This is a genomic window from Streptomyces sp. NBC_00271 (genome assembly GCF_036178845.1).
GTDB lineage: Bacteria > Actinomycetota > Actinomycetes > Streptomycetales > Streptomycetaceae > Streptomyces.
On record NZ_CP108070.1, the window covers coordinates 7771704 to 7798169 of the forward strand.

The 26466-nt window shown below is 70.4% G+C and carries 22 protein-coding genes; 10 read left to right on the forward strand and 12 right to left on the reverse strand.

Going from position 1 to position 26466, the window contains the following annotated elements:
• The first annotated feature begins 152 nt into the window (after positions 1-152).
• The 4 genes from OG798_RS35455 (at position 153) to OG798_RS35470 (ending at position 5713) form a co-directional block, all read left to right on the forward strand.
• Positions 153-1367, forward strand: a complete 1215-nt coding sequence (locus OG798_RS35455) for an RNA-guided endonuclease InsQ/TnpB family protein (RefSeq protein ID WP_267062850.1) — start codon at positions 153-155, stop codon at positions 1365-1367.
• 128 nt (positions 1368-1495) lie between these two features.
• Positions 1496-2344, forward strand: coding sequence for a 3-hydroxyacyl-CoA dehydrogenase family protein (locus OG798_RS35460; protein ID WP_095852567.1), 849 nt, complete (start codon positions 1496-1498; stop codon positions 2342-2344).
• Positions 2345-2551: 207 nt separating this feature from the next.
• Positions 2552-2875, forward strand: a complete 324-nt coding sequence (locus tag OG798_RS35465; protein ID WP_030596935.1) for an STAS domain-containing protein — start codon at positions 2552-2554, stop codon at positions 2873-2875.
• A gap of 270 nt (positions 2876-3145) precedes the next feature.
• Positions 3146-5713, forward strand: a complete 2568-nt coding sequence (locus OG798_RS35470; RefSeq protein ID WP_267062851.1) for an ATP-binding protein — start codon at positions 3146-3148, stop codon at positions 5711-5713.
• A 111-nt stretch (positions 5714-5824) separates the two neighbouring features.
• On the opposite strand, the gene nucS is transcribed toward OG798_RS35470, so the two are convergent.
• A complete protein-coding gene (gene nucS, locus OG798_RS35475; RefSeq protein ID WP_060901300.1) occupies positions 5825-6496 on the reverse strand; it encodes an endonuclease NucS in 672 nt (223 codons plus the stop codon).
• Between the two features lie 244 nt (positions 6497-6740).
• Here nucS and OG798_RS35480 point away from each other — a divergent pair, with 244 nt between their 5' ends.
• Positions 6741-7133, forward strand: a complete 393-nt coding sequence (locus OG798_RS35480; protein WP_067369067.1) for an SCO5389 family protein — start codon at positions 6741-6743, stop codon at positions 7131-7133.
• A gap of 256 nt (positions 7134-7389) precedes the next feature.
• Here OG798_RS35480 and OG798_RS35485 read toward each other — a convergent pair whose 3' ends face one another.
• Complete coding sequence (locus OG798_RS35485; RefSeq protein WP_328758274.1) at positions 7390-8418, reverse strand: LLM class flavin-dependent oxidoreductase; 1029 nt, start codon at positions 8416-8418, stop codon at positions 7390-7392.
• 220 nt (positions 8419-8638) lie between these two features.
• Between OG798_RS35485 and OG798_RS35490 the strand changes: the two genes are divergently transcribed.
• Positions 8639-8971, forward strand: coding sequence for a hypothetical protein (locus OG798_RS35490; protein WP_054233208.1), 333 nt, complete (start codon positions 8639-8641; stop codon positions 8969-8971).
• A 22-nt stretch (positions 8972-8993) separates the two neighbouring features.
• On the opposite strand, the gene OG798_RS35495 is transcribed toward OG798_RS35490, so the two are convergent.
• From OG798_RS35495 to OG798_RS35505, 3 genes are all read right to left on the reverse strand, one after another.
• The gene (locus OG798_RS35495; RefSeq protein ID WP_095852564.1) at positions 8994-9839 is read right to left on the reverse strand and encodes an ABC transporter permease subunit; all 846 of its coding nucleotides are present in this window, start codon (positions 9837-9839) and stop codon (positions 8994-8996) included.
• Entirely contained in the window at positions 9836-11062 is a 1227-nt protein-coding gene (locus tag OG798_RS35500) for an ABC transporter ATP-binding protein (protein WP_267062852.1), read from the reverse strand. Before OG798_RS35500 ends, OG798_RS35495 begins: the two co-directional genes overlap by 4 nt.
• A 235-nt stretch (positions 11063-11297) precedes the next feature.
• Positions 11298-12188 (reverse strand): hypothetical protein, encoded by an 891-nt coding sequence (locus OG798_RS35505; RefSeq protein ID WP_267062853.1) that lies wholly within the window; start codon positions 12186-12188, stop codon positions 11298-11300.
• Between the two features lie 294 nt (positions 12189-12482).
• Between OG798_RS35505 and OG798_RS35510 the strand changes: the two genes are divergently transcribed.
• Positions 12483-13352 carry a hypothetical protein gene (locus OG798_RS35510; RefSeq protein WP_095852562.1) on the forward strand — a complete coding sequence of 290 codons (870 nt, stop codon included), beginning with the start codon at positions 12483-12485 and terminating at the stop codon, positions 13350-13352.
• Between the two features lie 29 nt (positions 13353-13381).
• Here OG798_RS35510 and OG798_RS35515 read toward each other — a convergent pair whose 3' ends face one another.
• From OG798_RS35515 to mce, 5 genes are all read right to left on the reverse strand, one after another.
• A complete protein-coding gene (locus OG798_RS35515; protein WP_121414995.1) occupies positions 13382-14152 on the reverse strand; it encodes an ABC transporter permease in 771 nt (256 codons plus the stop codon).
• Between the two features lie 2 nt (positions 14153-14154).
• A complete protein-coding gene (locus OG798_RS35520; RefSeq protein WP_121414994.1) occupies positions 14155-15105 on the reverse strand; it encodes an ABC transporter ATP-binding protein in 951 nt (316 codons plus the stop codon).
• 217 nt (positions 15106-15322) lie between these two features.
• Complete coding sequence (locus OG798_RS35525; protein WP_095852560.1) at positions 15323-16258, reverse strand: cellulose-binding protein; 936 nt, start codon at positions 16256-16258, stop codon at positions 15323-15325.
• Positions 16259-16441: 183 nt separating this feature from the next.
• Positions 16442-20293: a polarized growth protein Scy gene (gene scy, locus OG798_RS35530; RefSeq protein ID WP_328758275.1), complete on the reverse strand. Its 3852-nt coding sequence runs from the start codon at positions 20291-20293 to the stop codon at positions 16442-16444.
• 266 nt (positions 20294-20559) lie between these two features.
• A complete protein-coding gene (mce, locus tag OG798_RS35535; RefSeq protein ID WP_054233200.1) occupies positions 20560-21000 on the reverse strand; it encodes a methylmalonyl-CoA epimerase in 441 nt (146 codons plus the stop codon).
• Between the two features lie 146 nt (positions 21001-21146).
• Here mce and OG798_RS35540 point away from each other — a divergent pair, with 146 nt between their 5' ends.
• The 3 genes from OG798_RS35540 to OG798_RS35550 all read left to right on the forward strand — a co-directional run bounded on the left by OG798_RS35540 (position 21147) and on the right by OG798_RS35550 (position 25092).
• Entirely contained in the window at positions 21147-22349 is a 1203-nt protein-coding gene (locus OG798_RS35540; protein WP_095852558.1) for an acetyl-CoA C-acetyltransferase, read from the forward strand.
• Positions 22350-22414: 65 nt separating this feature from the next.
• The gene (gene meaB, locus OG798_RS35545) at positions 22415-23371 is read left to right on the forward strand and encodes a methylmalonyl Co-A mutase-associated GTPase MeaB (protein WP_121414992.1); all 957 of its coding nucleotides are present in this window, start codon (positions 22415-22417) and stop codon (positions 23369-23371) included.
• 422 nt (positions 23372-23793) lie between these two features.
• Positions 23794-25092, forward strand: coding sequence for an MFS transporter (locus OG798_RS35550; protein ID WP_328758276.1), 1299 nt, complete (start codon positions 23794-23796; stop codon positions 25090-25092).
• A 35-nt stretch (positions 25093-25127) separates the two neighbouring features.
• On the opposite strand, the gene OG798_RS35555 is transcribed toward OG798_RS35550, so the two are convergent.
• Together OG798_RS35555 and OG798_RS35560 are read right to left on the reverse strand one after the other, a co-directional pair.
• The gene (locus OG798_RS35555; protein WP_054233196.1) at positions 25128-25604 is read right to left on the reverse strand and encodes a MarR family winged helix-turn-helix transcriptional regulator; all 477 of its coding nucleotides are present in this window, start codon (positions 25602-25604) and stop codon (positions 25128-25130) included.
• 92 nt (positions 25605-25696) lie between these two features.
• Complete coding sequence (locus OG798_RS35560) at positions 25697-26461, reverse strand: AIM24 family protein (RefSeq protein WP_095857772.1); 765 nt, start codon at positions 26459-26461, stop codon at positions 25697-25699.
• Between the last annotated feature and the right edge of the window lie 5 nt (positions 26462-26466).

The window sequence follows — 26466 nt, forward strand, 5'->3', positions numbered from 1 at the left end:
TGACTGAGCACTGCTTCGGCCCCTCTGCACGGTTCGTCTCAGGCGTTCGATTCCGTGCGCATGTTCTCCCTTCGTACCCGTTGTCCTTGCATCGGGAACGGCGTTAATCGAAGTGGAGTCCTGGCTGCGCTCGGAATGGAAGGTGGTGAACCATGCTGGTGGGCAGAAAGTACCGCCTCACGTTCACGCCGGGGCAGGTCGAGATGGCGGAGGAGTTCGGCAATATCTGCCGGGCGGTATGGAATACCGGGCTCGAGCAGCGCCGCGAGTACCGACGCCGAGGTGCGTGGGTCGGCTATGTGCAGCAGACCCGTGAGATGGCTGAGGCCAAAGTCGAGCAGTCGTGGCTGAAGGCTGCGCCTTCCCAAGTTCTCCAGCAAACCCTTCGGGACCTGGACAAGGCATGCCGCACGCATGGTGCGTTCCGTGTGCGGTGGAAGTCGAAGCAGCGATGGCAACCCTCGTTCCGATTCCCCACCCCGGAACGTTTCGCGGTCGAGCGGCTAGGGCGCAAACGAGCTCGCGTACGTCTGCCGAAGTTCGGATGGGTGACCTTCCGCTGGTCGCGTCCGCTGGGTGGCGCGGTGAAATCGGCCACAGTGTCCCGTGACGGCAAGTACTGGTACATCAGCTTCCTGGTGGAGACCGGTACGAGCGGGCCCGCGGTGTCGCTGGAGCGCGGCCGGGTCGGCGTCGACAGGGGCGTCGTCACCCTGGCTGCCACCAGCGATGGCCGGTTCTTCGACCGTCGCTTCATCACCCCTGGTGAGGCCGAGAGGTATCGGCGGCTTCAGCAGCAGCTTGCTCGTACGCAGAAAGGGTCCAAGCGGCGGAAAGCATGCCAGGCAAAGTTGAGGGTCATTATGAGGAGGGTCCGGGACCGTCGTCAGGACCTCCATGCCCAGGCAGCGTGTGAGGTCGTGGACGGCAACGCTCTCGTGGTCTTCGAGAGGCTCAACATCACGGGCATGACCGCCACTGCCAGGGGATCCGTGGAGGAGCCCGGTATCAGGATTCGGCAGAAGTCCGGACTCAACCACGCCATTCTGGACAAAGGGTGGCATTCCTTCGCGTTGGCGGTTCGCAACCGTGCCCGACGTACCGGTGCCACGGTGCGCACGGTGAATCCTGCTCATACGTCAACGACGTGCCCTGCTTGTGGGTATGTGCATCCGGACAATCGCAAGAGTCAAGCGAGGTTCGTGTGCACCGCCTGCGGTCGCAAGGAGCACGCAGACACAGTCGGCGCGAAGAACACACTGGCCCGCGGGCATGCGGGTCACAGGGCGTGGAGACCTCGGCGTCAGCCGGTCCGTGAAGCGCCAACCAGCGTGAACCCGCAAGGAAGTAGCGCTCCGAACCCCTGAGGTCGGAATTCTCCAGGCTTTGACTGTGAGGAGGATCGCCAATTACTCGTCACACAGGCCCCTATGAGCGCTGTTACTGTCCGGTCGTACAGGCAGACGTCAACACAGCGCGTCAAGGGAGTCGCACAGTGGCAGGGAAGCTCGCCGTCATCGGAGCCGGACTCATGGGGTCCGGTATCGCTCAGGTGTCCGCGCAGGCGGGCTGGGACGTCGTTCTGCGCGATGTCACCGACGAGGCGCTCACGCGCGGCATCGACGGCATCAAGGCCTCGTACGACAAGTTCGTGAGCAAGGGCAGGCTGGAGGCGCACGACGCCGAGGCCGCGCTCGGCCGGATCACCGCGACCACCGATCTCGACGCCGCCGCGGACGCGGACATCGTCGTCGAGGCCGTCTTCGAGAAGCTCGAGGTCAAGCACGACATCTTCCGCGCGCTCGACAAGATCGTGCGGGACGACACCGTGCTCGCCTCGAACACCTCCGCCATCCCGATCACCAAGATCGCCGCGGCCACCGAGCGCCCGGAGCGGGTCGTCGGCGTCCACTTCTTCTCGCCCGTGCCGATGATGCAGCTGTGCGAACTGGTGCGCGGATACAAGACGAGCGACGAAACCCTCGCCACTGCACGGGAGTTCGCCGAGTCCGTCGGCAAGACCTGCATCGTCGTCAACCGCGACGTGGCCGGCTTCGTGACGACCCGGCTCATCTCCGCGCTCGTCGTCGAGGCCACCAAGCTGTACGAGTCCGGCGTGGCCACCGCCGAGGACATCGACCTCGCCTGCAAACTGGGCTTCGGCCACGCCATGGGCCCGCTCGCCACGGCGGACCTCACGGGCGTCGACATCCTCCTGCACGCCACGGGCAACATCTACACCGAGACCCAGGACGAGAAGTTCGCCCCGCCGGAGCTGATGCGCCGGATGGTTGACGCCGGTGACATCGGGCGCAAGAGCGGGCAGGGCTTCTACAAGCACTGAATCAAGTGAGTCATCCAGCATCACCCGTCACGGAAACCGCACGTGCCTCTGGGGTGTCACCCCATGAGGTGAATTCGGTATCGGTTCGCTTACAGACGGCAACCTCTGCGGCCTCAAGCCAGTCAGACGGTGCACACGCAAAACGCGGACCGACGCTGACGCAGAGAGACTGACGCAGAGTACGAGACGCACTCTCGGGGAGCGCATATGTACATCAGGGGCGACCACGCCGAGCTGGTCGTCGGGGGCCGCCTCGACGTACGCAGCGCGGCGGACGCCCGTACGGTCCTGCACTCGGCCGTCGACGACGGAGTCGGCGACCTGGTGCTGGACCTGTCCGAGCTGGACTCCTGGGACGCCACCGGGCTCGGTGTCATCATGGGGGCCCACCGAAGGGCCGGGCGGTGCGGCCGACGCCTCGTGCTGCGCCGCGTACCACCACAGATGCAGCGCCTGCTCGTGGCCACCCGGCTGCACCGGATCCTCGCGATCGAGGGCGGCATCGGAGTCGAGTCACTGCCCCGGGTGTGACCCGGCGTACGCCTCCTGAGCGGCGCACGAAAGGCACCTCGCGCACAATCCTCACGAGACTGTGACGTCTCGGACGGCGCGGTACCCCGGCCTGTCGGAGATACTGTGCGAAGGTTTAGGGTTCGGCTGCCCGCCACCCGAAACCCTACGAGCGGGCACCGGACCAGAAGCGACAGCGCGGTGTGCAGCAAGGCCGGGAGGGGCCTGGGTCCTTGTCACCGGACTCCCGGCGACAAGATCCGCACCCGACGCTTTTGGGGGGCTTGGAACATGGACCCGAACAACCGGGGACCCGAAGAGTACGGCCATGACGACGACGGCCAGGCGCCTCGCTCGCGCCCGCCGCGTGATGCGCTCACCGCCGACCTTGGCCAGCACACACCCGCACTCGCCCGTACCGTCCAACTCGTTTCGGGCGACTTCCTGCTCACGGTCAACCCCGTCGACGGCAGCGAGATAGAGGTCTGCCCGCCGGGAGAGCGACCGCAGCGGCCCACGAAGTTCAGCGCCGCCGAGCGTGCCGATCTGGCCCGCGCCGCCCTGCCGCCCGTACCGCCGGGCCCCGCCCAGCCCCGACTGCCGCTCCTGGAGCGTCAGGAGGAGCGCGAGCGGCTCGTCCGCCTGCTGGCGCGCGGGCGTTCCGTACGCCTCACCGGCCCCGCCGGCTCCGGCCGCACCAGCCTGCTCGACGCCGTCGCCGACGACTGCGCGGACCTCGCCCCCGACGGCGTCGTCCGCCTCTCCGGATACCGGCGCACGGCGACCGACCTGCTGTACGACCTGTTCGCCGCCGTCTACAACGCGCCCCTGTACCGTCCCGAACGGGACGAACTGCTCGAACTCGTCCACGGGATCGGCGCGGTCGTCGTCCTCGACGACGTGGAGATCGGCGGCACCGCGCTCGACGAACTCCTCGACGCCACCCCCGAGTGCGCCTTCGCCATCGCCGCGACCCCCGACGTCCCCGCGCCCTCCGCCGACTCCCTCCTCGAAGAGGTCTTCCTCGGCGGACTCGACCGCAGCGGCGGCCTCGAGCTCCTGGAGCGGACCGTCGGACGCGTGCTGACCGAGGAGGAGGCGAACTGGGCGGGCGACCTCTGGTTCGAGTCCGAGGGCCTGCCGCTGCGCTTCATGCAGGCCGGCGCCCTGCTGCGACAGCGCGACCAGTTGCAGGCCAAGGAGAACGCCTTCGACGACTTCGGTGTCTTCCAGGACGCCCCGGTCGACCTGCCGGTCGACGCGCCCTTCGAGGCCGCCGACGGCCACGTCGTACCGCTGCCCTCGCTCGCCGAGGGGGCCGCGCCCGCCGCGCTGCTCGCCTCCCGCCTGAGCGGGTCGGCCCGCGCCACCCTGCGCTTCGCCATCGCGCTCGGCGGCGAGGTGCCGCACCAGACGCATCTGCCCGCCCTCGTGGACGACACCCACGCCGACGCCGCGCTCGCCGAACTGGCGGGCTGCGCGCTGGTCTCCCCGGTCGGCTCCCGCTACCGGCTCGCCGCCGGTGTGCAGGCCCAGCTGGAGGCCGCCGGATACGCCGACGGGCTGGAGGAGCAGGCCCGCACCGCGGCCCAGCACTACACCTGGTGGGCCGGACACCCCTCGGTCACCCCGGAACGGGTCTGCGCCGAGGCCGACGCCGTGCTCGCCGCCCTCACCGTCCTGGTCCCGCTCACCACGGCCCCGGCCGACGAGCAGGACGAGAGCGTCGCCGTGCAGCTGGCCCGCACGGCCGCGCCCGCCTTCGCCGCGGGACTGAACTGGAACGCCTGGGAGCGCGCGCTGCGCTCCGGCGCGGAGGCCTCCCGGCTCGCCGGCGAGGTCGGCGAACAGGCCTACTTCCACCACGAGTTGGGCATCCTCGCGCTCTGCGGCGGTCAGCTGGACCGGGCCCGCGCCGAGCTGGAGTCCTCCATCGGGCTGCGCGGTGCCCTCGCCGACAAGCGTGGCACCGTCGCGGGCCGCCGGGCCCTCGCGCTGGTCGCCGACCGCTCCGGGGCCGTACTGCCCGGCGGGCGCACGGCGGCGGGCGAGGAGGTGCCCGACGCGCGGCACGAGGAGTCGGCATCGCCGCCCGGCGGCGTACCGGCCGCGTTCGTGCTCTCCGCCCCGGTCGGGGAGCCCTCGACGCTGGTCACCAACCGGGTCGAACCGGGTCCGGCGTCGAAGCGCGTGGGCGTGGGCGTGGGCAGTCGTCTGGTGGCCGGCACCCGGCGCAACCTGGTGGCCGCGGGCGCGGGCGCGCTGCTCGTCGCGGTGCTCGGCACCGTGGTGACGCTCGGCGCGACCTCGAACAACAACACCGACAACCCGTCCGAGAAGGTCGGGGTCAATCCCTCGGCCAGCCAGGGCGGCCAGGACGACAGCCTCGGTGCCGACAAGGCGAAGAAGGGCGGCGGGGGCGACAGCGACGCGGGCGTGGTGACCACGCCGACGGATCCGGGCCCCGACGGCACGTACGGGACCTCGGACGACCCGACCCCGCCGACGAGCACGAGCGGGCGGCCTTCGGCCAGCCCGAGTGGGACGCACGGGGGCGGCGGTACGTCGACGTCGCCGTCCAAGTCGCCGTCCAAGACCCCGTCGAAGACGCCGACCAAGACGCCCTCGCAGACGCCGACCAAGACGCCGACCCAGACGCCGTCGGACACACCGACGGACACGCCGACGCCCACTGAGACACCCACCCCGACGACGACGGCGCCCTCCAACTCGAACTCCGCCAGCGGCCCCGCCTCCAGCATCCCCGCGAGCACCACTGCCAGTGCCCCGCACAGCAGTTCCGCGAGTGTTCCGGCGAGCAGCGGCGCCGCCGGGTCGCCGAACGGCTCGGTGATCTGAGCACTACGACTCTGAGCGCCACGACAAAGGTGAGGGCCGGGTCCGACATCGGACCCGGCCCTCACTTCTGACCGCTGGACTACATGACCGATTGAGTCAAAGTCGTTCGAATCAGAACAACCGCAGCTTGTCGTCCTCGATGCCCCGCAGCGCGTCGTAGTCCAGGACCGTGCAGCCGATGCCGCGGTCCGTGGCGAGGACGCGCGCCTGCGGCTTGATCTCCTGGGCGGCGAAGACGCCACGGACCGGCGCGAGGTGCGGGTCGCGGTTGAGCAGCTCCAGGTAGCGGGTGAGCTGCTCCACGCCGTCGATCTCGCCGCGGCGCTTGATCTCGATCGCGACGGTCTGGCCCTCGCCGTCGCGGCACAGGATGTCGACGGGGCCGATGGCCGTCATGTACTCGCGGCGGATGAGCGTGTAGCCCTCGCCGAGCGTTTCGATGCGGTCGGCGAGGAGCTCCTGGAGGTGCGCTTCCACGCCGTCCTTGATCAGGCCGGGGTCCACGCCGAGTTCGTGCGAGGAGTCGTGGAGGACTTCCTCCATCGTGATGATGAGCTTCTCGCCCGCCTTGTTGATGACGGTCCAGACGCCCTCCTCGTCGCCGGAGCCCTCCTTCAGGGTGCAGGGCGGCGACATCCAGTTGAGGGGCTTGTAGGCCCGGTCGTCAGCGTGGATCGAGACGCTGCCGTCCGCCTTCACCAGGATGAGACGAGGGGCCGACGGGAGATGGGCGGTGAGCCGGCCCGCGTAGTCAACGGAGCAGCGGGCAATGACGAGACGCATGGTCCGCAACGCTACTCGACGGGCAGAGGTCCACGCGATTCGCCCTGGAAGACGCCTGTTCGGTCGTGGCTGATTGTGGGCCTACTGGGAGTTCGCTATGTGCGCATTCTCCTGGTGCCGTCACCGTACGTTGCTTACCGTATAAACGGGAGGTCGCGATGCGTGTACTCAGAGTGTTCGATATCGCGAATGTCCCTTACCTGTCCGGCAACCCCCGAGGTCTGGGGGTGCGAGAGGAGAACCCATGTCGCTCGACGTCTCACCGGCCCTACTCGAGAAGGCCGAGCGAGGCGAGGTCGACGAAGCAGAATTCGTCGACTGCGTCCGGACCTCCCTGCCCTACGCATGGGAGATGATCAGCTCCCTGGTGGCTCAGCTGAAGGTGGACGGCGGCAACTTCGCCGACAACCAGACGCCTCCGCCGGACGAGCAGGCGCGTGGCCAGCTGCTGCGTGCGCTCGCGAGTGACGCGATACGCGGCGCGCTGCAGCGGCACTTCGGTGTGCGGCTGGCCTTCCAGAACTGCCATCGGGTGGCGGTGTTCCCACTGGACACCTCAGTGGACGACACGCTGGCACGCTTCACCTCGGTGCGCAGTCAGCTGCTGAATCAGTCGCCGGAGTTCCGAGACTGCTGACGTGACGCCTTGATGCCGCATTGCTTGCCGCTCCGTACGCGGGAGGTGCATCTGTACGGGGCGGCAGGCTCCCCCGGGTCCCCGGGCCGACGGCGGGACGTGGATCGTGGGTGGGTGTGTGCGTCGGGTCAGGGAGGAGACCGAGTTTGTCCGGGCCGCGGGGCGGGACAAGTCGGTTGTGGGGCCCTGGAGACCCTTGGTGGGCCCAGGGCGCCCGCACCCTCTCCCGGGCCCACGCCGTCCGCGGTGACCTGTCTCAGCGGAGGTGGGGGAGTACCTCGGCGCCGAGCCGTTGGACGTTCTCCTCGGTCGCCGCCAGGTCGCCGGAGCCCTCGACGAGGAGGGCGAAGCGGGAGATGCCGGTGCGCTCCGAGGTGGCCGCGAGACGGTCGGCGCACAGGCGCGGCGTGCCCACTGGGTGCAGCCCGCACAGGAGTTCCGTGTACGCCAGCGGGTCCCGCATCGCGCGGGCGCGGCCGTCGACCGTCACATGCGCGTCCAGCCCCTGCCTCAGCCAGCCCGGCATCGCCTTGAGGAGTGCCTCGACGGCGTCGGTGCGACGGTCCGCGATCTGGCAGACGCCGGCCGACACATGGGCCGCGCCGAGGATCTCGTCCGTCGAACGTCCCGCCACACGCGCCAACTGCCGCCACAGGGATACCATTTCGGCCTTCTCCTCGTCACCGACATGCATACCGAGGAGCATCGGCAGCCCCCGCTCGGCGGCGAGCCGCACGCTCGCCGGCGAGGTGCACGCGACGACGACCTCGGGGCCCGGGGAGCCGCTCAGTGACTCCGACGGCCGGGGCACGACGGGCACTTCGCGGAACCTGAACCGCTCGCCCCGCCCTGCCACGGACGGCTCGCGGAGCCAGCGCACCAGCAGATCGAGTGATTCCGGGAACCCCTTCTCGTATGCCTCCAGGCCCGCGCCGAAGACCTCCAGGTCCACCCAGGGCCCGCCCCGGCCCACGCCCAGTGTGAAACGGCCGCCGGACGTCACGTGCAGCAGCGCGGCCTGCTCGCCGAGGGCGACGGGGTGGACGGTGGGCAGTACGCTCACCGCCGTACCCACGCGGATGCGGCTGGTGCGGCCCAGCAGCAGGGCGGCCAGGGTGACCGCCGACGGGCACGTCCCGTACGGCACGAAGTGGTGCTCGGCCAGCCACACCGCGTCGAGCCCGGCCTCGTCGGCGACCTCGGCCGTGCGCACCGCGCGGTGCAGGGCCTCCCCTTGGCCCTGGCCCGGGAACTGGGCCGCCAGTACAAAACTTCCAACGTGCATGGTGCTTTCCTGCTTCCTCGGCTCCGACGCGGAGCTCCCCCACCGGCATAACCGCCCGACACGTGCCGAGGACACGGCCTGTCGGAGAGATTTGCGGATTGTCTGCAGAATGAGCCGACGGGAGGGCGATCTGAGGGGGTTGGTGGGGTACGGCTACCCCTGTCTGCTCCGCGTAGGCTGGAGCAGACCCTGCTCCCTGTATAGCTCCGTGAGGTGTCCTGTGTCCCCGCGTCGCAACCGTCCCAAGGGTTCCGACCCCTCCGACCGGAGCGCGGAGGACGACCGCTCCGGGCGGTACGGCGGCTGGCAGTCCACGGAGAGCTGGCAGGGCGAGGAGTGGAGCGTGCGTCATGTGGCGGGCGCCAGCGCCGAGGGAAAGACCTACCGCTGCCCGGGCTGCGACCAGATGATCCCCTCCGGCGTCCCGCACGTGGTGGCCTGGCCGGAGCACTCGGGCGTCGACGAGCGCCGGCACTGGCACAAGGCCTGCTGGAACGCGAAGGACCGCCGCACCTCAAGGGTGCAGCGGTCCCGTAACGCGCCCAGGTTCTAGGCCACTTCGGGCCGGAGCGGACTCACACGTCCCGGCGCTCCAGCAGCACGTACGCGCCGGCGATCGCCGCCGCCGTCACCCCGGCGAGCAGGCCGAGCTGCGCGCCGCCGCCGCCGTTCTCGTTGTCCAGCGCGAAGACCCTGGCGAGGGCGTTGGGAGCGGCGTACTCCTGCATCTTCTCGCCGATCGTGCGCATGCTCTGCGAGATCATCAGGAACGCGGGCAGGATCGCGGGCACCAGCACGACACCGAGCATCGTGGTGATCGCGCCCGCCGAGTGCCGCAGCATCGAGCCCACCGCGAGGGACAGGACGCCGAGGAGCGAGACGTACAGCGCGCCCTTGACGACCGTGCCGCCCCAGGAGACGTGCGAGGAGCCGCTGTGCATGGCCGAGGTCATGAGGCCGACCAGGCCGATGGAGAACACCGAGACGGCGAACGCCACCGCGAAGAAGATGATCAACTTGGCGGTGAGCACCCGGTGGCGCTGCGGCGAGGCCGTGAAGGTCGTGCGGATCATGCCCGTGCCGTACTCCGAGGAGACGACCAGGACGCCCAGCGTGATCAGGCAGATCTGGCCGAGGATCAGCCCGAAGAAGGCCGGGATCGTGTACGGCACGTCGCTGAAGTCGGAGTCCTGGGTCTGCGCGGCGACCAGGAAGCCGATGCCGACCACCAGGAGCAGGAAGATGCCGAGCGTCCAGAGCGTCGAGCGCACCGACTTGATCTTCGTCCACTCGGAGGTGAGCGCGTGGCCGAGGTGGGTGCGGGTGACCGGGATCGGCGAGCTGTACGAAGTGCCGGGCGCCGCCTGCCAGGTGGGGGCAGCGGCGGCCTGCTGCGGCATCGGGGGCGGGGGCGTGCTCATCGGGCGTCCTCGGGCTTGGTCAGGTCGGGGGTGGCGGGAGCGGCGGGCGCCGGGGGCGCGGCAGGCGGCTGCGCGGGGGTCTGGGGAGCGGGCTGGGCATACGGATTGACGTCCGCGGCACCCGGGGCGCCCGGAGCGCCGTAGGGACCCGCCTGTGGGGCGCCCTGCGGCATCGCGAACGGCTGCCCGCCCTGCTGGGGCGGCGGCGGTGCGTACCAGCCCGGCTGGCCCTGGCCCGCGACCGGCAACTGCGGCGGCGGCATGGCGCCCGGCGGCAGCTCCTGCTGGAGCCCGGCCTTCTGGTCGATGGTGGAGCGGTAGTCGACGGCGCCCTGTGTCATCCGCATGTACGCCTCCTCCAGCGAGGCCTGGTGCGGAGAGAGCTCCCACAGGCGTACGTCGGCGGAGTGCGCGAGGTCGCTGATGCGGGGCAGCGGCAGGCCCATCACGCGCAGCGCGCCGTCCTGCTCGGGCAGCACCTGGCCGCCCGCCTCGGTGAGCGCGGCGGTCAGCTTCTCGCGCTGCTGCGGCTCGGTCTCCGGGGTGCGGACCCGGGCGAAGTCGGCCGAGTTGTGCGAGATGAAGTCCCTGATGTTCTGGTCGGCGAGCAGTTGACCGCGGCCGATCACGATCAGGTGGTCGGCGGTCAGCGCCATCTCGCTCATCAGGTGCGAGGAGACGAAGACCGTGCGGCCCTCCGCCGCGAGCGCCTTCATCAGGTTGCGGACCCAGAGGATGCCCTCGGGGTCGAGGCCGTTGACCGGCTCGTCGAAGAGCAGCACCTGAGGGTCGCCGAGGAGCGCGGCCGCGATGCCGAGCCGCTGCCCCATGCCGAGCGAGAAGCCCTTGGAGCGCTTCTTGGCCACGTCCTGCAGCCCGACCACACCGAGCACCTCGTCGACCCGGCGGGCCGGGATGCCCGACAACTGGGCGAGGCAGAGCAGGTGGTTGCGGGCGTGCCGACCGCCGTGCACGGCCTTGGCGTCGAGGAGCGCGCCGACCTGGCGGGGCGCGTTGGGCAGCTTGCGGTAGGGGAAGCCCCCGATGGTGACCTGCCCCGAGGTGGGGTTGTCGAGGCCGAGGATCATCCGCATCGTCGTCGACTTGCCCGAGCCGTTGGGCCCGAGGAAGCCGGTGACGGCACCCGGCCGCACCTGGAAGGAAAGGTTGTACACGGCCGTCTTGGCGCCGTAGCGCTTCGTCAGGCCGACTGCCTCGATCATGCTCCGCACCCATCGAAAGGTTCAGGACGTCGGGGCGCACGCCCCCGTAAGGGTTAGGAGGATATCGGGGCGTTGACGGTTCCACTCAAGAGAAAGTAAAAATGTGCAGGTCACGTGGGGGACGGCTGGGGCAACAGTCTTACCTGGGGCCTTACCCGCAGCCTTCCTTTGTCAGGTACCCGTCCTGCCTGGTCAGGCTGGAAACGGAACCTCCGCACCCGATACCGGGCACCCCTCACGCCCGCCGCGGAAGTGAGTCGTCCAGCGGCGGCAGGTCGTCGTACAGCCGCAGCTCGGACGCGTCGTCGATGTACGGCAGGAAGTCCGTCTGCGGCAGTACCCAGCCCTCCTCACCGAAGACCAGCGTGCCCCGCTCGCGCAGCGCGCGGTCGGCTCCCGCGCGCCGCACCCAGGTGGACGGGTCGGGGCCGAGCAGTTCGCGCAGCCGGGCGGAGCCGGCCAGCAGCGCGGCGAGCAGCTCCGCCTGGTCGCCGCCGCCCGGACGCGGCTGCCCGGTGGCCGGATCGGCGAGCACCCCGTGCGCGCTGAAGTAGATGTACGCGCCGCCGAGCCGCTCCCCGGAGGGCATCGTCATCGCGAACGTGTCGCCCGGGAGTATCGCCCGCCGGTAGTCAGGGAACTCGGTGTCGTCGACCGCCTTCAGCTGCGTCGAGTCCAGCCAGGTGACGACGAGCGTGGTCTCGGCGCGCGGGTCGACGTACGGCGTCCCCGCCACGTACCCCGCCGGACTGATGTGTCCCGAGCAGCCCACCCCGATGCCGTGCACCCGCACCGGCACCATCGGCACCGTCGCCGGGATGCCGAGCCGGGTCAGCTTGTGGGCGACCTGGCCGGGGGAGGCGTTGGAGCCGACGGCGATCACCGGGTGGCGGTGCCCGGTGCCGACCTGGCCGAGGTCGGCGAGCGCCTCGTCGAGCCGCTGCTGCTCCTGGCGCTCCTCCACGTACCACTCGCCGAGCCGCAACGGCCGCACGTCGAGCTGGAGCAGTTCGCCGCCGGTGAGCAGCGAGGGCTCGGTGGTGGGACGGCCGGGATAGGTGAGCGGCTGCTTCGCGGGCACGTCGTCCAGGCCCAGCGCCTGCAGGCTTCGGTCCTTCGTCGTCACGGTGACGCCCTTCGGGGGTGGTCGCGCGATACGGGCAACAGCCTTTCACGCGAGGTGTACCCGGGGTGGGGCTTGGTCTCCCCGTCGGGGCGGGGTTGGCCGGAACGGACACCGGGAATCATGCCGTCCCATTGTACGAGTGGGGGCGAAGTGGGTTACGGGGGAGATGAGTTGAGGTTGATGAGACGTGGGTGGAGTCGGGTGGGGTCCTCAAGGCGGGGACGGGCCCATCCGCGCTTCCGTACGTCCGTTCGCTGGTGGATCGCCGGACGTACCGTCCACGCCCTCCTCTTGATGACGCTGGGCGCACTGGCGGGGCTCTCCGTCGTCATCGCGACCGCGTGGACGCTCACCGAGCACTCGTCGCGGTCGATGGCGCAGCGGTTCTCGAGCGGGGAGCGGCTCTTCGACCTCAGCCTCGCGGTGCTGCGGGCGAGTGTCGGTACGGACAATCTCGCCCCCGAGCCGGACAGCACCGCGCACCAACTGCTCGCCACGGTCGCCTCCGTCACGGGCTCCCTGGTGCCCGCGGTGCTGCTGGGCATCGTCCTGATCAAGATGTTCGCGCTGCGGCCGTTCGTCTGGCGGCAGCGCGCCAGCATCTCGCACGCCTGGACCGCGGACTTCCCCGGCTACTCGAGGCGCCACGCCGACAGCGAGGACGCGATCATCGCCGTCCGTTTCTACAACCGCTTCGACAACCTGTCCGTCGTGGATCTGCGCGCCCGTGCCCATCTGCGTTACCTGGAGCGCTCCCCGCACGACGGCAGCCTGGTCATCTACAAGCAGTGGCTGAAGGTCCTGGACGCGCAGGGCGAACCGGCCGACGAGCGGTACTGGCTCGCGGTCGAGCGCGGGGCGCCGTTCACCGTGTGGATACCGGTCGAGGCACCGGTGGCCGAACTGCCGTTCCGGCGTATCCAGGGCAAGGACCTGTCCGGCTCGTACGGCGTCAAGCTCCTCGTCCGGCTGACGGCGCGCACCGTGGGCCTGGGCACCGAGGTCGCCGACGAGCGCTGGTTCGACCTGGAGGCGGGCGACTTCGAACTCGGCCGCTTCGTGCCGCTCCAGCCGGACCTGGGCAAGGACGTGTGGCGCTGGGAGGGCTGGACGGACTTCGACGCCCTGGAACCCCACCCGAACGGCGAGGACCCGAGGCCCTGAGTGTCCGGAGGACTCCAGGCCCTGAATGTCTAGGCGTCCCGCCGCTTCAGCAGCAGATAGCCCCCGAGGAGCGCCGCGACCACCCACAGGACCATGATCGCCAGGCCGCCCCAGGGTCCGTACGGGGTGTCGTCGCCGATCGGGGTCACCACCCGCATGATCTTGCTACCGGCCTGGTCGGGCAGATAGCGGCCGATCTTCTTGGTCGCCGACACCGCGCCGAGGATGTTGGAGATCAGGAAGAAGAACGGCATGAGGATGCCGAGCGAGAGCATCGGGCTGCGCAGCATCGTCGCGACGCCCATCGAGAAGACCGCGATCAGCGTCATGTAGAGGCCGCCGCCGATCACCGCGCGCAGCACCCCGGAGTCGCTGACCGACGCGCTGTGCGTGCCGAGCGCCGCCTGTCCCAGGAAGAAGGCGATGAAGCTGGTGATCATGCCGACGACGAGGGCGAGCCCCGCCGCCACCGCGATCTTGCTGAAGAGGAACGTGGCGCGCTGCGGGACCGCGGCCAGCGAGGTGCGGATCATGCCGGTGCTGTACTCGTTGCCGACCACGAGCACCCCGAACACGATCATCGCGAGCTGGCCGAGGCTCATCCCCGCGAAGCTGATGTACGTCGGGTCGAAGGAGAGCCGTTCGTTGTCGCCCATCTTGTCGAACTCGTTCTTCGACAGCAGCGAGATCAGGATGCCCAGCGCGATCGTGACCACCGCGGCGAGACTGAGCGTCCAGACCGTGGACGCGACGGACCGGATCTTGGTCCACTCGGACTTGAGGACCTGGGTCGCCGCCATGCTCAGGTCTCCTTGTTCCAGCCGCCGCCCCACTGCTGGGGCGGCGCATCGGTGTGCGCGTGGTACTCCACCGACTCCGCGGTCAGCTGCATGAACGCCTCCTCCAGGGAGGCCTGCTGGGGGCTCAGCTCGTGCAGCACGATCTGGTGCTGCGCGGCCAGCTCACCGATCTGCTCCGACTTCGCGCCGTCCACCTCCAGCGCCCCGCTGCCGCTCTCGACGACGGTGATCCCCGCCCCGTGCAGGACGTCGAGCAGCCGCTCGCGCTGGGGGGAGCGGATACGGACGTACGACCGCGAGTTCTGCGCGATGAAGTCGGCCATGGAGGTGTCCGCGAGGAGGCGGCCCTGGCCGATGACGACGAGGTGATCCGCGGTCAGCGCCATCTCGCTCATGAGGTGACTCGACACGAAGACCGTACGGCCCTGGCCGGCCAGCGACTTCATCAGGTTGCGGATCCAGTGGATGCCCTCGGGGTCGAGGCCGTTGACCGGCTCGTCGAACATGAGGATCCGCGGGTCGCCGAGCAGCGCGCCCGCGATGCCCAGTCGTTGGCCCATGCCGAGCGAGAAGCCCTTGGCCTTCTTCCTGGCCACCGAGGTGAGGCCCACGGTGTCCAGGACCTCGTCGACCCGCGCCTTGGGGATGCCGTTGCTCTGGGCGAGACAGAGGAGGTGGTTGAAGGCGCTGCGGCCGCCGTGCATGGCCTTGGCGTCCAGCAGGGCGCCGATGTACTTCAGCGGTTCCTTGAGGTGGTCGTAGTGCTGCCCGTCGATGCGTACGTCGCCCGCGGTGGGGCGGTCGAGGCCGAGCATCATCCGCATCGTCGTGGACTTGCCCGCGCCGTTCGGACCGAGGAACCCCGTGACGATACCGGGTCTGACGGTGAAGGTCAGATGGTTGACCGCCACCTTCTCGCCGTACCGCTTGGTCAGCCCCTCTAGCTCGATCATGCGCACACGGTAGGACGCGGTATGGGGCCGTGCCACTTGGGCGGCGGTGTGTTTGCCGCATGTTCACCGTCTCCGAATGCCGCGCCGTCGTGGCGTGTCGCGCCCACGTGGCGGAGCCGCACCATGTCACGGCCCCGCGCCTCTCACGGGGCACGCCAACGACCCGCGCTCCCGAGAAGAGAGCGCGGGTCGGAGTATTGCCGGAAACTACCCGAACCTACCGGGACTGCTGGGCCGGAACCCCGCGGGAGATCGGCTCGTCCTCGGCCGGCGTGGTCGCGGCGGCCACCGCGGCGCCCGTGAGCGTCGCGAGCATCTCGCGGACGTTCGTGAGCTGAGCGTTGATCGAGTCGCGACGGTTCGTCAGCGCCGCCAGCTCGCGCTCGGATTCCGAGCGGATGCGGTCGGCCTTGGCGTTCGCGTCGGCCACGATGTCCTCGGCCTGGCGCTGGGCCGTCTCCACCGTCTGGCGGGCGCGGCGCTCGGCGTCCGTGCGCAGCTTCTCGGCCTCCAGGCGGAGCTGCTCCGCGCGGTGCTCGATTTCCGCGAGGCGCTTCTCGGCCTTGGCCTGACGCGACGCCAGGTCGCGCTCGGACTGCTCGCGGCGCTTGGCGAGGTTCGTCTCGAAGTCGGCGGCGGCCTGCGCGGCCTTGGCACGGGTCTCCTCGAAGAGGGCGTCCGCCTCCTCGCGCTTGGACTGCGCGTCCTTCTGCGCCTCCTGGCGCAGCTGGGAGGCGTCGCTCTTGGCCTTCTCGACGATCCGGACGCCCTCGTCCTCGGCCTTGGACTTGCGGTCCGCAGCGAACGATTCTGCGTCGTTGCGGACCTGCTGGGCGGCCGACTCGGCGAGCTCACGGTGCTGCTCGGACGCGCGACGGGCCTCCTCGCGCAGATCCTTCGCCTCCTCCTCGGCGAGGCGGAGGATCTTCTCGACACGCGCGCCGAGACCCGCGTACGACGGTTCGGCGTCGGTGACCTGGGCCTGGGCGTTCTGCGTTTCGAGGTGGAGTTCCTCGATGCGCTTTTCGAGAGCAGTGATACGGGCCAGAGCGCTGTCACGGTCGGAGACGAGCTTCGAAATGCGTTCGTCCACCTGAGCGCGGTCGTACCCACGCCGCACAAGCTCGAAGCCGTAGGGGGAAGTGTCGCTCATGGGGTTCCTGTCGAATGAGACCGGTGAGGTGATAGGGGGAATCCTAGGGGCCAAAGCGGTGTGTCATCGAGCGGATGCGTGTTTGATCTGGAGAATGAGACTCCTTTTGGGTGGCTAACTGTCAGACGGCTTGCCAGAACCTGTGGCAAAGGTCCGCGCAAAGCACGGAATGGGTGGTTATGGCTAGCCTTCTGACGACTTGCCACTCGAACGAGTTGCGCCGGCGGCAGCGCCCGCTTTGACCGCGCCGTCCTTGCCTGCGGACGGGGCCTCAAAGGACTCCAACGCCTCCAGGACATCCTGGACACGGGAGATCTCGGCGTTGATGTCCTCGCGCCGGCGGATCAGCACCTCCAGCTCGCGCTTGCCCTCCTCGACCGCGGCCCGCGCCTCGCGGATGGCCTCGGCCTTGATCTCCGTCGCCTCCGCGATGAGCGAGCTCTTCTTCTGCTCGGCCTCCTTGAGGAGCCCCTCGGCCTTCTTGACCGCGGCGATACGGACCTTGCTCGCCTCGGAGTTGGCCTCCGAGACCAGGTCCTTCGCCTTCGCCTCGGCCTCGGCGAGCTGGTCCTCGGCGGCCCGCACCAGCGCGTCGCAGCGATCACCGGCCGTCTTCATCGCCTCGGCCGACTCACGCCTGGCCCGCTCGTGCAGTTCCTCGATCTCGGTGGTGACGCGGTCGCGCAGCTCCTCCGCCCGCTCCCTTATGGCGGTCGCGTCCCGGCGCGCGCCGACCAGCAGCTCGTCCGCGTCCGTACGGGACCGCTCCACCATGGTGTTGCCCTCGACGGTCGCCTCGGAGACCAGCCGCTCGGCCTCGTTGCGTGCCGCGCCCACCATCGTGTCGGCCTGCGACTCGGCGTCCGCCGTGGTCTTCTGCGCGCTCTGCTGCGCCTCGGCGAGCAGCTTGTCCGCCTCGGACGCCGTCTCCGAGATGAGGGTGTCGACCTGCTCGGCCGCCTCGGAGCGCCGCTTGTTGGCCTCCCGGCGTGCCGCGTCCAGCGTCCGGTCGGCCTCCTCGCGGGCACCGGACGTGAGCCGCTCGGCCTCCGCCGCCGCCTCGGCCTTGACCCGCTCGGACTCGCTGCGGATCCGCTCGGCGTGCTGCTGCGCGGAACCGACCGTCTCGGCGGCCTCGGCCCGCAGCCGCTCCGCGTCCCCGGTCGCGTCCGAGATCAGCCGCTCGGCCTTGGCCACGGACTCCGCGCGCACGCGCTCGGCCTCGGCGTTCGTCTCGTTCGTCAGCCGCTCCGCCTCGGAGCGCGCCTCGGTGATGAGCGTGTCGACCTGCGTGGCCGCGTCCGAACGGATCCGGTTCGCGTCCTCCCGGGCCTCGGCACGGCTGCGCGAAGCCTCCTGCTCGGCGTTCGCGATGGTGTCGGAGGCCTCGGTGCGCACCCGCTGGGCGTGCTCGGCGGCTTCCGAACGCAGCCGCTCGGACTCGGCGATCGCCTCCGAAACCGTACGCTCCGCGAGCGACTTGGCGGCGTCCGTCTCCTCGGCCGCCTCGCGCCGGATACGGCTCGCGTCCTCGGAGGCCCGCTCCCGCTCCGCGTACGCGTCGGCGCGGACCCGGTCCGCCTCCTCCTGCGCCTCGGTCCTGGTCCGGTCCGCCGCGTGCTCGGCGGCGCTGCGCAGGCCGGTGATCTCCTCCTGGGCCTGCTCGTGCAGCCCCGCCACGGCGTCGCGCACCTGCTGCGCGGTCTGCTCGGCGCTGGAGACCATCTCGGTCGCGCGCCGGTCGGCCTCCTCGACCAGCCGTACGGCCTCGGCCTGGGCCTCGTCGACACGGTTGCGCGCGGAGGCGAGGAGCTCCTCGCTCTGCTCGCGGGCCCGCTCGCGCTCCTGGTCGGCCTCCTGGCGAGCGGAACCGAGGAGTTCCTCGGCCTCGCGGCGCCGCCGGGCGGCCTCCTCCTGGGCGGCGGCCAGTGTCTCCGCGCCCTCGGTGGCCAGCCGCTCGGCCGCGGCCTGGGCCTCCGCCCGTACCCGGTCGGCGCTGTCCTGGGCCTCCGACTTCAGCCGCTCGGCCTCCGCCGCGGCCTCCGAACGCAGTCGTACGGCGATGTTCTCGCCCTCGGCGCGCGACGTGGAGGCGTCCGCGGCGGCCTCGTTGCGCAGCCGGTCCGCCTCCGCCTCGGCCTGCGCCTGAAGCGTACGGATCCGCTCGGCGGCCTCCGAACGCAGCCGGTCGCTCTCCTCGGCAGCCTCGCGGCGGATCCGCTCGGCGTCCGCCCGTGCGTCGCTCAGCGCCTGCTCGGCCGAGGCGAGCCGCTGCTCGGCCTCGGTGTGCAGCCGGGTCAGCTCCTCGGCGGCCTCCGTCCGACGGGCCGCTATGGCGCGCTCGGTCTCCTCGCGCAGCGTCTCGGCGGCCCGCTCGGCCTCCGCCTTGATCGTGTCGGAGAGCTCGACGGCCTCCTCGCGGTTGCGCTCGGCCTCCTTGCGCGTGCGCTCCAGGGTCTCCTCGGCCTGGCGGCGCAGCGTCGTGGCACGCTCGATGGCCTCGGTGCGCACCCGCTCGCTGTCGCCGGTGGCCGTGTTCCGCAGCTCGTCCGCGTCCGCCTTGGCCTTCGCGAGCAGCTCTTCGGCGGTCTTGGCCGCCTCCTCGATCTGCTGGACGGCCTCGCGCCGGGCCTCGGAGCGGATCCGCTCGCCCTCGGCATTGGCCTCGGAGCGCAGCTGCTCGGCCTCGCCGCGCAGCCGGCGCGCCTCCTCCTGCAGCTCGACCGTCTTGGCGCGGTACTCCTTGGTGTCGTCCTTCGCCGTGCCCTTGAGCTGCTCGGCGATGTCGTGCGCCTCGGCACGCAGCCGGTCCGCCTCGGACTCCGCCTCGGTGCGGATCCGCTCGGCCTCCTCGGCCGCCGCCTTCCTGGTCGCCTTGGCGTCATCGGACGCCTTGTTCAGGACGTCCTCGGCGGTACGGGCCGCCTTGGAGAGCTGGGAGGCGGTCTCCTCGGCGGTGAGGCTGCGCGCGGTCTCCTCGGCCTCCGCGACGATCTTCTCGGCCTTGGCCTTGGCGTCCGCGACGGCCTGCTCGGCGTCGGACTTGGTGGTCTCCGCCTCCTTGGTGGCCTCGCTGACCAGCCGGGCGACCTGTTCCTTCGCCGTACGCGTGCGCTGCTCGTTCGCCGACTCGGCGCTCGCCAGAGCCTTGGCCGCGGCCTCCTTCGCCTCGGCGACGACCTTGTCCGCCTCGGCCCGCGCCTCGCGCAGTGCCGACTCGGCCTCCGACATGCGCTGCTCGGCGGCCCGGCTCAGCTCGGTGGCCTGGCGACGGGCGCTGTCCGACTCGTTCGCCGTGGAGCTGCGCAGCTGCTCGGCGTGGTCGGTGGCCTCCTGGGCCTGCGTCGACGCGGCGTTCAGCAGCCGCTCGGCGTCCGTGCGGGCCCGGCGCAGCAGCGCCTCGGCCTCCGCGCGGGCCGACTCGGCGTCGTTCGCCAGCCGCTGGCGGGCCTCGGCGGCGGTCCGCTCGGCCTCCGCACGGGCGGCACTCAGCGCCTGGTCCGCCTCCGCGCGCGACTCCTCCAGGAGCCGGCGGGCCTGCTGCTCGCTGCGGGCGCGCAGCTGCTCGGCCCACGCCACGTTCTCGTTGACGTGCGACTCGACGGTCTGACGGCGCTCGGCCAGCTCCTGATCGAGCTGCTGGCGGCGCGCGACCGCCTCCTGGTGCAGCTCCGCCTGCAACCGGGCGGCCTGCTCGGCGTGCTCCTGGAGGATGCGCTGCGTCTGCGCCCGGGCCTGGCTCATCTCGCGCTCGGCGTCGGCGCGCAGCTGATCGGCCTGGATCTGGGCATTACGGAGCAACTGCTCGGCCTGATAGCCGAGGTCGCCACCGCTGTCGTAGGCAGGCCGGGTCGCCAGACTGCGGCGCGCCTCGTGCAGCTTGGCGCGCAGCACCTCGACCTGATAGCCGAGGTCCTCGGCGTGCTGGACGGCCTTCTCCCGCTCGGTCTTCAGCCGTTCCATCTCGGCCTCGAACCGAGAGAGGTGGTCGACGTCAGCCGCCGGCTCTCGCTCCTGGCGTTCGTAGCCCCGCACTGCGCGGTCCCATCCGTCCCCTGGTCGCAAGTCTCTCCAAACGAACCCCGTCCATCCGCCGAACGGGGCCCCCGGGGAATGGTGTCAGATCAACAGCGGAGCACGGGCTGTCGCCCCGACGCTCGTCCCCCGAAACCTGGACCCCGGCCCTTTGACCACGCCGTCCTCAGGACGGCATGACCTCAGGGCCTGTCGCCGGACAGGCCCTGGGCCGCCCCGAAACGGCAGCGGCCACCCCCAACCCTACCGGCCCAGATATACGGAGGTCAGTGCTCAGGTGACTCAACAGCCGCCGAAGTGACCAGTTCTGTCAGGACACCATGGCAATCCTTCGGGTGAAGGAACGTGATTCGTGACCCCATGGAGCCGCGTCGGGGCTCGTCGTAGAGGACTCGTACGCCTTTCTCCCTGATATCGGCGGCATCGGCGTCGACGTCCGCCGTACCGAACGCGATGTGATGGACCCCTTCGCCGTTCTTCGCCAGCCACTTCCCGACGGCCGAGTCCTCGCGGGTCGGCTCCAGGAGCTGGAGGTAGGAGGCGCCGCCGTCGGACGTCTCATTGATCTTGAGCATGGCCTCGCGGACGCCCTGCTCCTCGTTGACCTCGGAGTGGAAGACCTCGAAGCCGTACGTCGCCCGGTAGAACTCGACAGTCGCGTCGAGGTCGAAGCAGGCGATACCGATGTGGTCGATTCGCGTCAGCATGGAGTCAGTGCAGCGCTCATACGGCGGTTACGCAACGTGCGCGCGATCACACTGACTGCCGGATGACGGGTGGCCTACCGCTCAGTACATTCAAGTAAACCCTCGTTCACTCCTCGGCTGTGCAGCCGGTAAGGGGATCGCACCTCATGTCTGGAACGAACAGCAGTACCTCGGTGATCGTCGCGGGCGCCCGAACGCCCATGGGACGGTTGCTGGGCTCGCTGAAGTCCTTCTCCGGGGCCGACCTCGGAGGCTTCGCGATCAAGGCCGCCCTCGACCGTGCGGGGATCGGTGGCGACCAGGTGCAGTACGTGATCATGGGCCAGGTGCTGCAGGCCGGGGCGGGCCAGATCCCGGCACGCCAGGCCGCGGTCAAGGCGGGCATCCCGATGAGCGTCCCGGCGCTCACGATCAACAAGGTGTGTCTGTCCGGTCTCGACGCCATCGCGCTCGCGGACCAGCTGATCCGCGCGGGTGAATTCGACATCGTGGTCGCGGGCGGCCAGGAGTCCATGACGAACGCGCCCCACCTGCTCCCCAAGTCCCGCGAAGGCTTCAAGTACGGCGCGATCGAGATGCTCGACGCGATGGCGTACGACGGTCTCACCGACGCCTTCGAGAACATCGCCATGGGCGAGTCGACGGAGAAGCACAACACACGCCTGGGCATCGCCCGCCCGGAGCAGGACGAGATCGCGGCCCTCTCCCACCAGCGTGCGGCCGCCGCCCAGAAGAACGGCATCTTCGAGGCGGAGATCACGCCCGTGGAGATTCCGCAGCGCAAGGGCGAGCCCGTCGTCTTCAGCAAGGACGAGGGCATCCGCGCCGAGACGACGGCGGAGTCGCTGGCCAAGCTGCGCCCCGCCTTCACCCGGGACGGCACGATCACGGCGGGCACCTCCTCGCAGATCTCCGACGGCGCCGCGGCCGTGGTCGTGATGAGCAAGACCAAGGCGCAGGAGCTCGGCCTCCAGTGGATCGCCGAGATCGGCGCGCACGGGAACGTCGCAGGTCCGGACAACTCGCTCCAGTCCCAGCCCTCGAACGCGATCCTGCACGCCCTGAAGAAGGAGGGCCTCGACGTCTCCGACCTCGACCTGATCGAGATCAACGAGGCGTTCGCCGCGGTCGCCGTGCAGTCAATGAAGGACCTCGGCGTATCCACGGAAAAGGTGAACGTCAACGGTGGTGCCATCGCCCTCGGTCACCCGATCGGGATGTCCGGCGCCCGCCTCGTGCTGCACCTCGCCCTGGAGCTCAAGCGGCGCGGCGGCGGGGTCGGCGCGGCGGCGCTGTGCGGTGGCGGCGGGCAGGGTGACGCGCTGATCGTGCGGGTACCCAAGGCCTGAAGCCGTTGTCCCCTTCCGTACGACCCCGGTGCGTACGGATCTGAACGGAGCTGAACGGAGCTGTGATGCAGGACGTCTCCTCGCTGGTGGCCCAGGCCAGGGAAGGCAGGCCGCGGGCCGTGGCCCGGCTGATCTCCCTGGTGGAGGGGGCGTCCCCGCAGTTGCGCGAGGTCATGGCGGCGCTGGCCCCGCTGACCGGCAACGCGTACGTCGTCGGGCTCACCGGCTCTCCGGGCGTGGGCAAGTCGACCTCGACCTCGGCGCTGGTGACGGCGTACCGGCGGCAGGGCAAGCGGGTCGGGGTCCTGGCCGTCGACCCGTCCTCGCCGTTCTCCGGAGGCGCCCTGCTCGGCGACCGTGTCCGCATGTCCGAGCACGCCTCCGACCCCGGCGTCTACATCCGCTCGATGGCCACGCGAGGCCATCTGGGCGGTCTGGCCTGGGCGGCCCCCCAGGCCATCCGCGTCCTGGACGCGGCGGGCTGTGACGTGATCCTGGTGGAGACGGTCGGCGTGGGCCAGTCGGAGGTGGAGATCGCCTCCCAGGCGGACACCTCGGTGGTCCTGCTCGCCCCCGGCATGGGCGACGGCATCCAGGCGGCGAAGGCCGGAATCCTGGAGATCGGCGACGTGTACGTGGTGAACAAGGCCGACCGGGACGGTGCCGACGCGACCGCGCGTGAGCTGAACCACATGCTCGGGCTCGGCGAGTCCCGAGGGCCCGGGGACTGGCGGCCGCCGATCGTCAAGACGGTCGCGGCGCGGGGCGAGGGCATCGACGAGGTCGTCGAGGCCCTGGAGAAGCACCACGCCTGGATGGAGGAGCACGGTGTCCTCGCCGAGCGTCGTCTCGCCCGGGCGTCCCAGGAGGTCGAGACGATCGCCGTCACGGCGCTGCGTCAACGTATCGGTGACCTTCATGGTGACCGTCGTCTCAGTGCGCTCGCGGAGCGGATCGTGGCGGGGGAGCTGGATCCCTACCGGGCGGCGGACTCGTTGGTGGCGGGCCTGACGGAGAGCTGAGGCCGGCTTTCCTCGCCCCCGCCGCCCCTACCCGTCCCATCCCGTCCCGGGGGCTCCGCCCCCAGACCCCCGGGCGGGTTCTTCGCCTGCGGGCCGGTGGGGGCTGGCCGCGCAGTTCCCCGCGCCCCTGAGGCGGGGGCTTCGCCCCGCATCCCCCGACCACCCGATTCGTTTGGCTGCGGGCCGGTGGGGGCTGGCCGCGCAGTTCCCCGCGCCCCTAGGACGGGGCTTCGCCCCGGATTCTCGCGCCCCTTGAGGGTGGGGGTGTGCGTACCTGTCGACTCTTGGCGCCCGCTGTTACGTTAGGGCGCATGTTCCTCCTCTTGGCATAGGGCCCGCCCAGGCCCGCGACGGACACCGGAGGGTGGGTCGTCGCGGCACTCAGGCGACCCCTTTCCGCCTCCCGGTCGAGGAACCCCACCATGTCTGCGCCCGCGCCGCGGCCCACGTACGCCGCGTTCTTCCGCATCCCCCACGCTCGCCACACCTTCACCGCCGCCCTCATCGGCAGACTCTCCTACGGCATGGTCTCGCTGGCCGTGATGCTCAGCGTGACCGAGGCCACCGGCTCGTACGCCGCCGCCGGCACGGTCATGGCACTGTTCGGCGCGACAAGCGTGCTCCTGTCACCGGTGAGGGCGGCCCTGATCGACCGCCACGGCCCCCGCCGCGCCCTCATCCCGATGGCCTCGCTCTACGCCACCCTGCTCGCGACCCTGGCGACAGCGGCCTGGCGGCCCGGAACACCCGCACCCGCTCTCGGCGCCCTCGCCGTCACCGCGGGCGCCTGCACGCCGCCCCTCGGCCCCACGGTGCGCGCCCTGTGGGGCGAGGTCATCGAGGACAACCGGGTCCTGCAGCGGGCGTACAGCCTGGACGGGATCGCCGAGGAGATCCTCTTCGTCTCGGGTCCGCTGCTGGTGGGCGCGGTCGTCCAGTTCGCACCCCCGGCCGCCGCGCTCGCGCTCTGCGCCCTGCTGGTGTGGGCCGGAACCCTCGCGTTCGTCCTGTCGCCGGCTGTGGCGGGCGTACGTCCGGCCGTCACGAAGCCCGTCGCACGCCCGGGGCGCGGGCGCCGTTTCCGCGACGGGCGCGCGCTCCTGCAGCCCGTCGTCGTCGCGGCGGGCGTCGGCCTGTCCCTGGGAGCAGTCGACCTTCTGGTGATGGCCTACGCCACCCGGCACCATCACGGGAACGACGTGGTGGCCTGGGTGCTCGCCGCCCTGTCGCTGGGCAGCGCCCTGGGCGGCCTCCTGAACGGCGCCGTCGACTGGCGTACGCCCGCACGGGCGCGGCTGCCGCTGCTGGCGGGCGGCCTGGGCCTCGCCCTGGCGGCCGCGGGCCTCGCTCCCGGCCTCGGCACCCTGACCGTCGCCGTGGCCTGCGCCGGATTCTTCGTCGCCCCGGCCCTCACGACGTCGTACCTGATCGCCGACGAGGCGGCCCCGTCGGGCCGCCGTACCCAGGCCGGAGCCTGGGTCAACACCGCGGTGAACGCCGGAAGCGCGGGCGGCACCGCGGGAGCAGGCCTTCTGGTGGGCCACCTGCCCCTGGGCCTGTGCTTCGCCCTGTCGGGGACGGTGACGGTGGCGACGGGACTCCTCTCCGTGCGCCAGGCTTCCCCGCGCCCCAGAGGGGCGCGGGGAACTGCGCGACCAGCCCCGGACGGCCCGCAGTCGCACAGCGGCCCGCACGCGGAGAGCAGCAGCCATCACGGGTAGGACGCCCTGCCGCCTCTCACGCACTCAGCGGAGCGTTACGGCTTGCCCCGCTGCCCCCGCAAATGCTCCGCGATCGGCCGCAGCGACTTGTGCAGCTCCTCCAGGGCCTCCGGGGACAGCAGATCCATGAAGTGCCTGCGTACGGACGCCACGTGATGCGGGGCGACCTTCTTCATCGTCTCCATGCCGTGCTCGGTGAGGACGGCGAACAGTCCCCGGCGGTCGGACTCGCAGTTCTCGCGCCGGACCAGGTCCGCGTTCTCCATGCGGGTGATCTGGTGCGAGAGCCGGCTCTTGGACTGAAGGGTGGCGGCCGCGAGGTCGCTCATCCGCAGCCGGAAGCCCTCCGACTCGGAGAGGTTCACCAGGATCTCGTAGTCGTTCATCGTCAGCCCGAACGGCTGCAGATCCCTTTCGAGCTGGTACGTCAACAGCCTGTTGACCTCCAGGTGGGTGCGCCAGGCGCACTGCTCCGCATCGGTCAGCCAGCGCGTGGCCGTCTCGGTCTCCATGAATGAAGTCTACCTAAAATGTTGAAAGGCGAACTAGTGAGGGTGGTGTGACTACGCGCACGCGTTCGACGTCACACTCCGCAGACTACCGCTCACAGACCGAAGCGACGCTGGAGGTCCCCGAGCTGTCCGGGAAGACGCGGTGCGCCGGGTTGCTGACCGTGCTGCCCCTGGTGACCGGGTACCCCGCCACCGCCGGGCACGCCCGGCTCATGCGGAACGGCCCCCGTGGCCTGCTCGGCCATGAGGACCTCCGTGGACTGCAGCAGGACCGTGCCGGCCCCTACGAACTCGAACTGGTGCTCCTCTCCAGAGGCCCCGCCGAGGCCTGTCAGTGCACGTAGACCGCCCATGAGGCCTGTCATGTACCCGTGGTCGTAGTGATGGCACGGGGACGGGCAGTCGGCCCAGCCGACAAGCGCTTGCGGATCCACCCGGATGGGAGGCTCCATGAACACCACCGGACCGTTAGAGGCCGCCACGAACTTGCCGGTTCCGATCAGCGTCAAAAAGCCCGGCACGATCGATTGCTTGAGCGCGAGACTTGGCTGAAAAGCGAGCAGGTTGCCAGAGCGAATGGTCAGGTTGCCCTCGTCCAAGTCGTACGAATTCACGTCGAAGGCCCGGTCGGCGAGGAGCATCTTGCCCGAGCCCTCCGCCACCACCCAGTCGCTCGCGTGCAGAGGCGAATGGAAAGATGTGCGCACGAGACGGTCCAGTCGGCCGTGCCCGATGCCGTTGAAATCCATCGACCCGTAGTAGGCGATCATCTTGCCCTTCTGCAGGAACCACTGGCTCCCCTTGAGCTCCACGCAGAAGGTGTACTTGTTGACGTTGTCGTCGACCGGCAGGGTCATCGGGT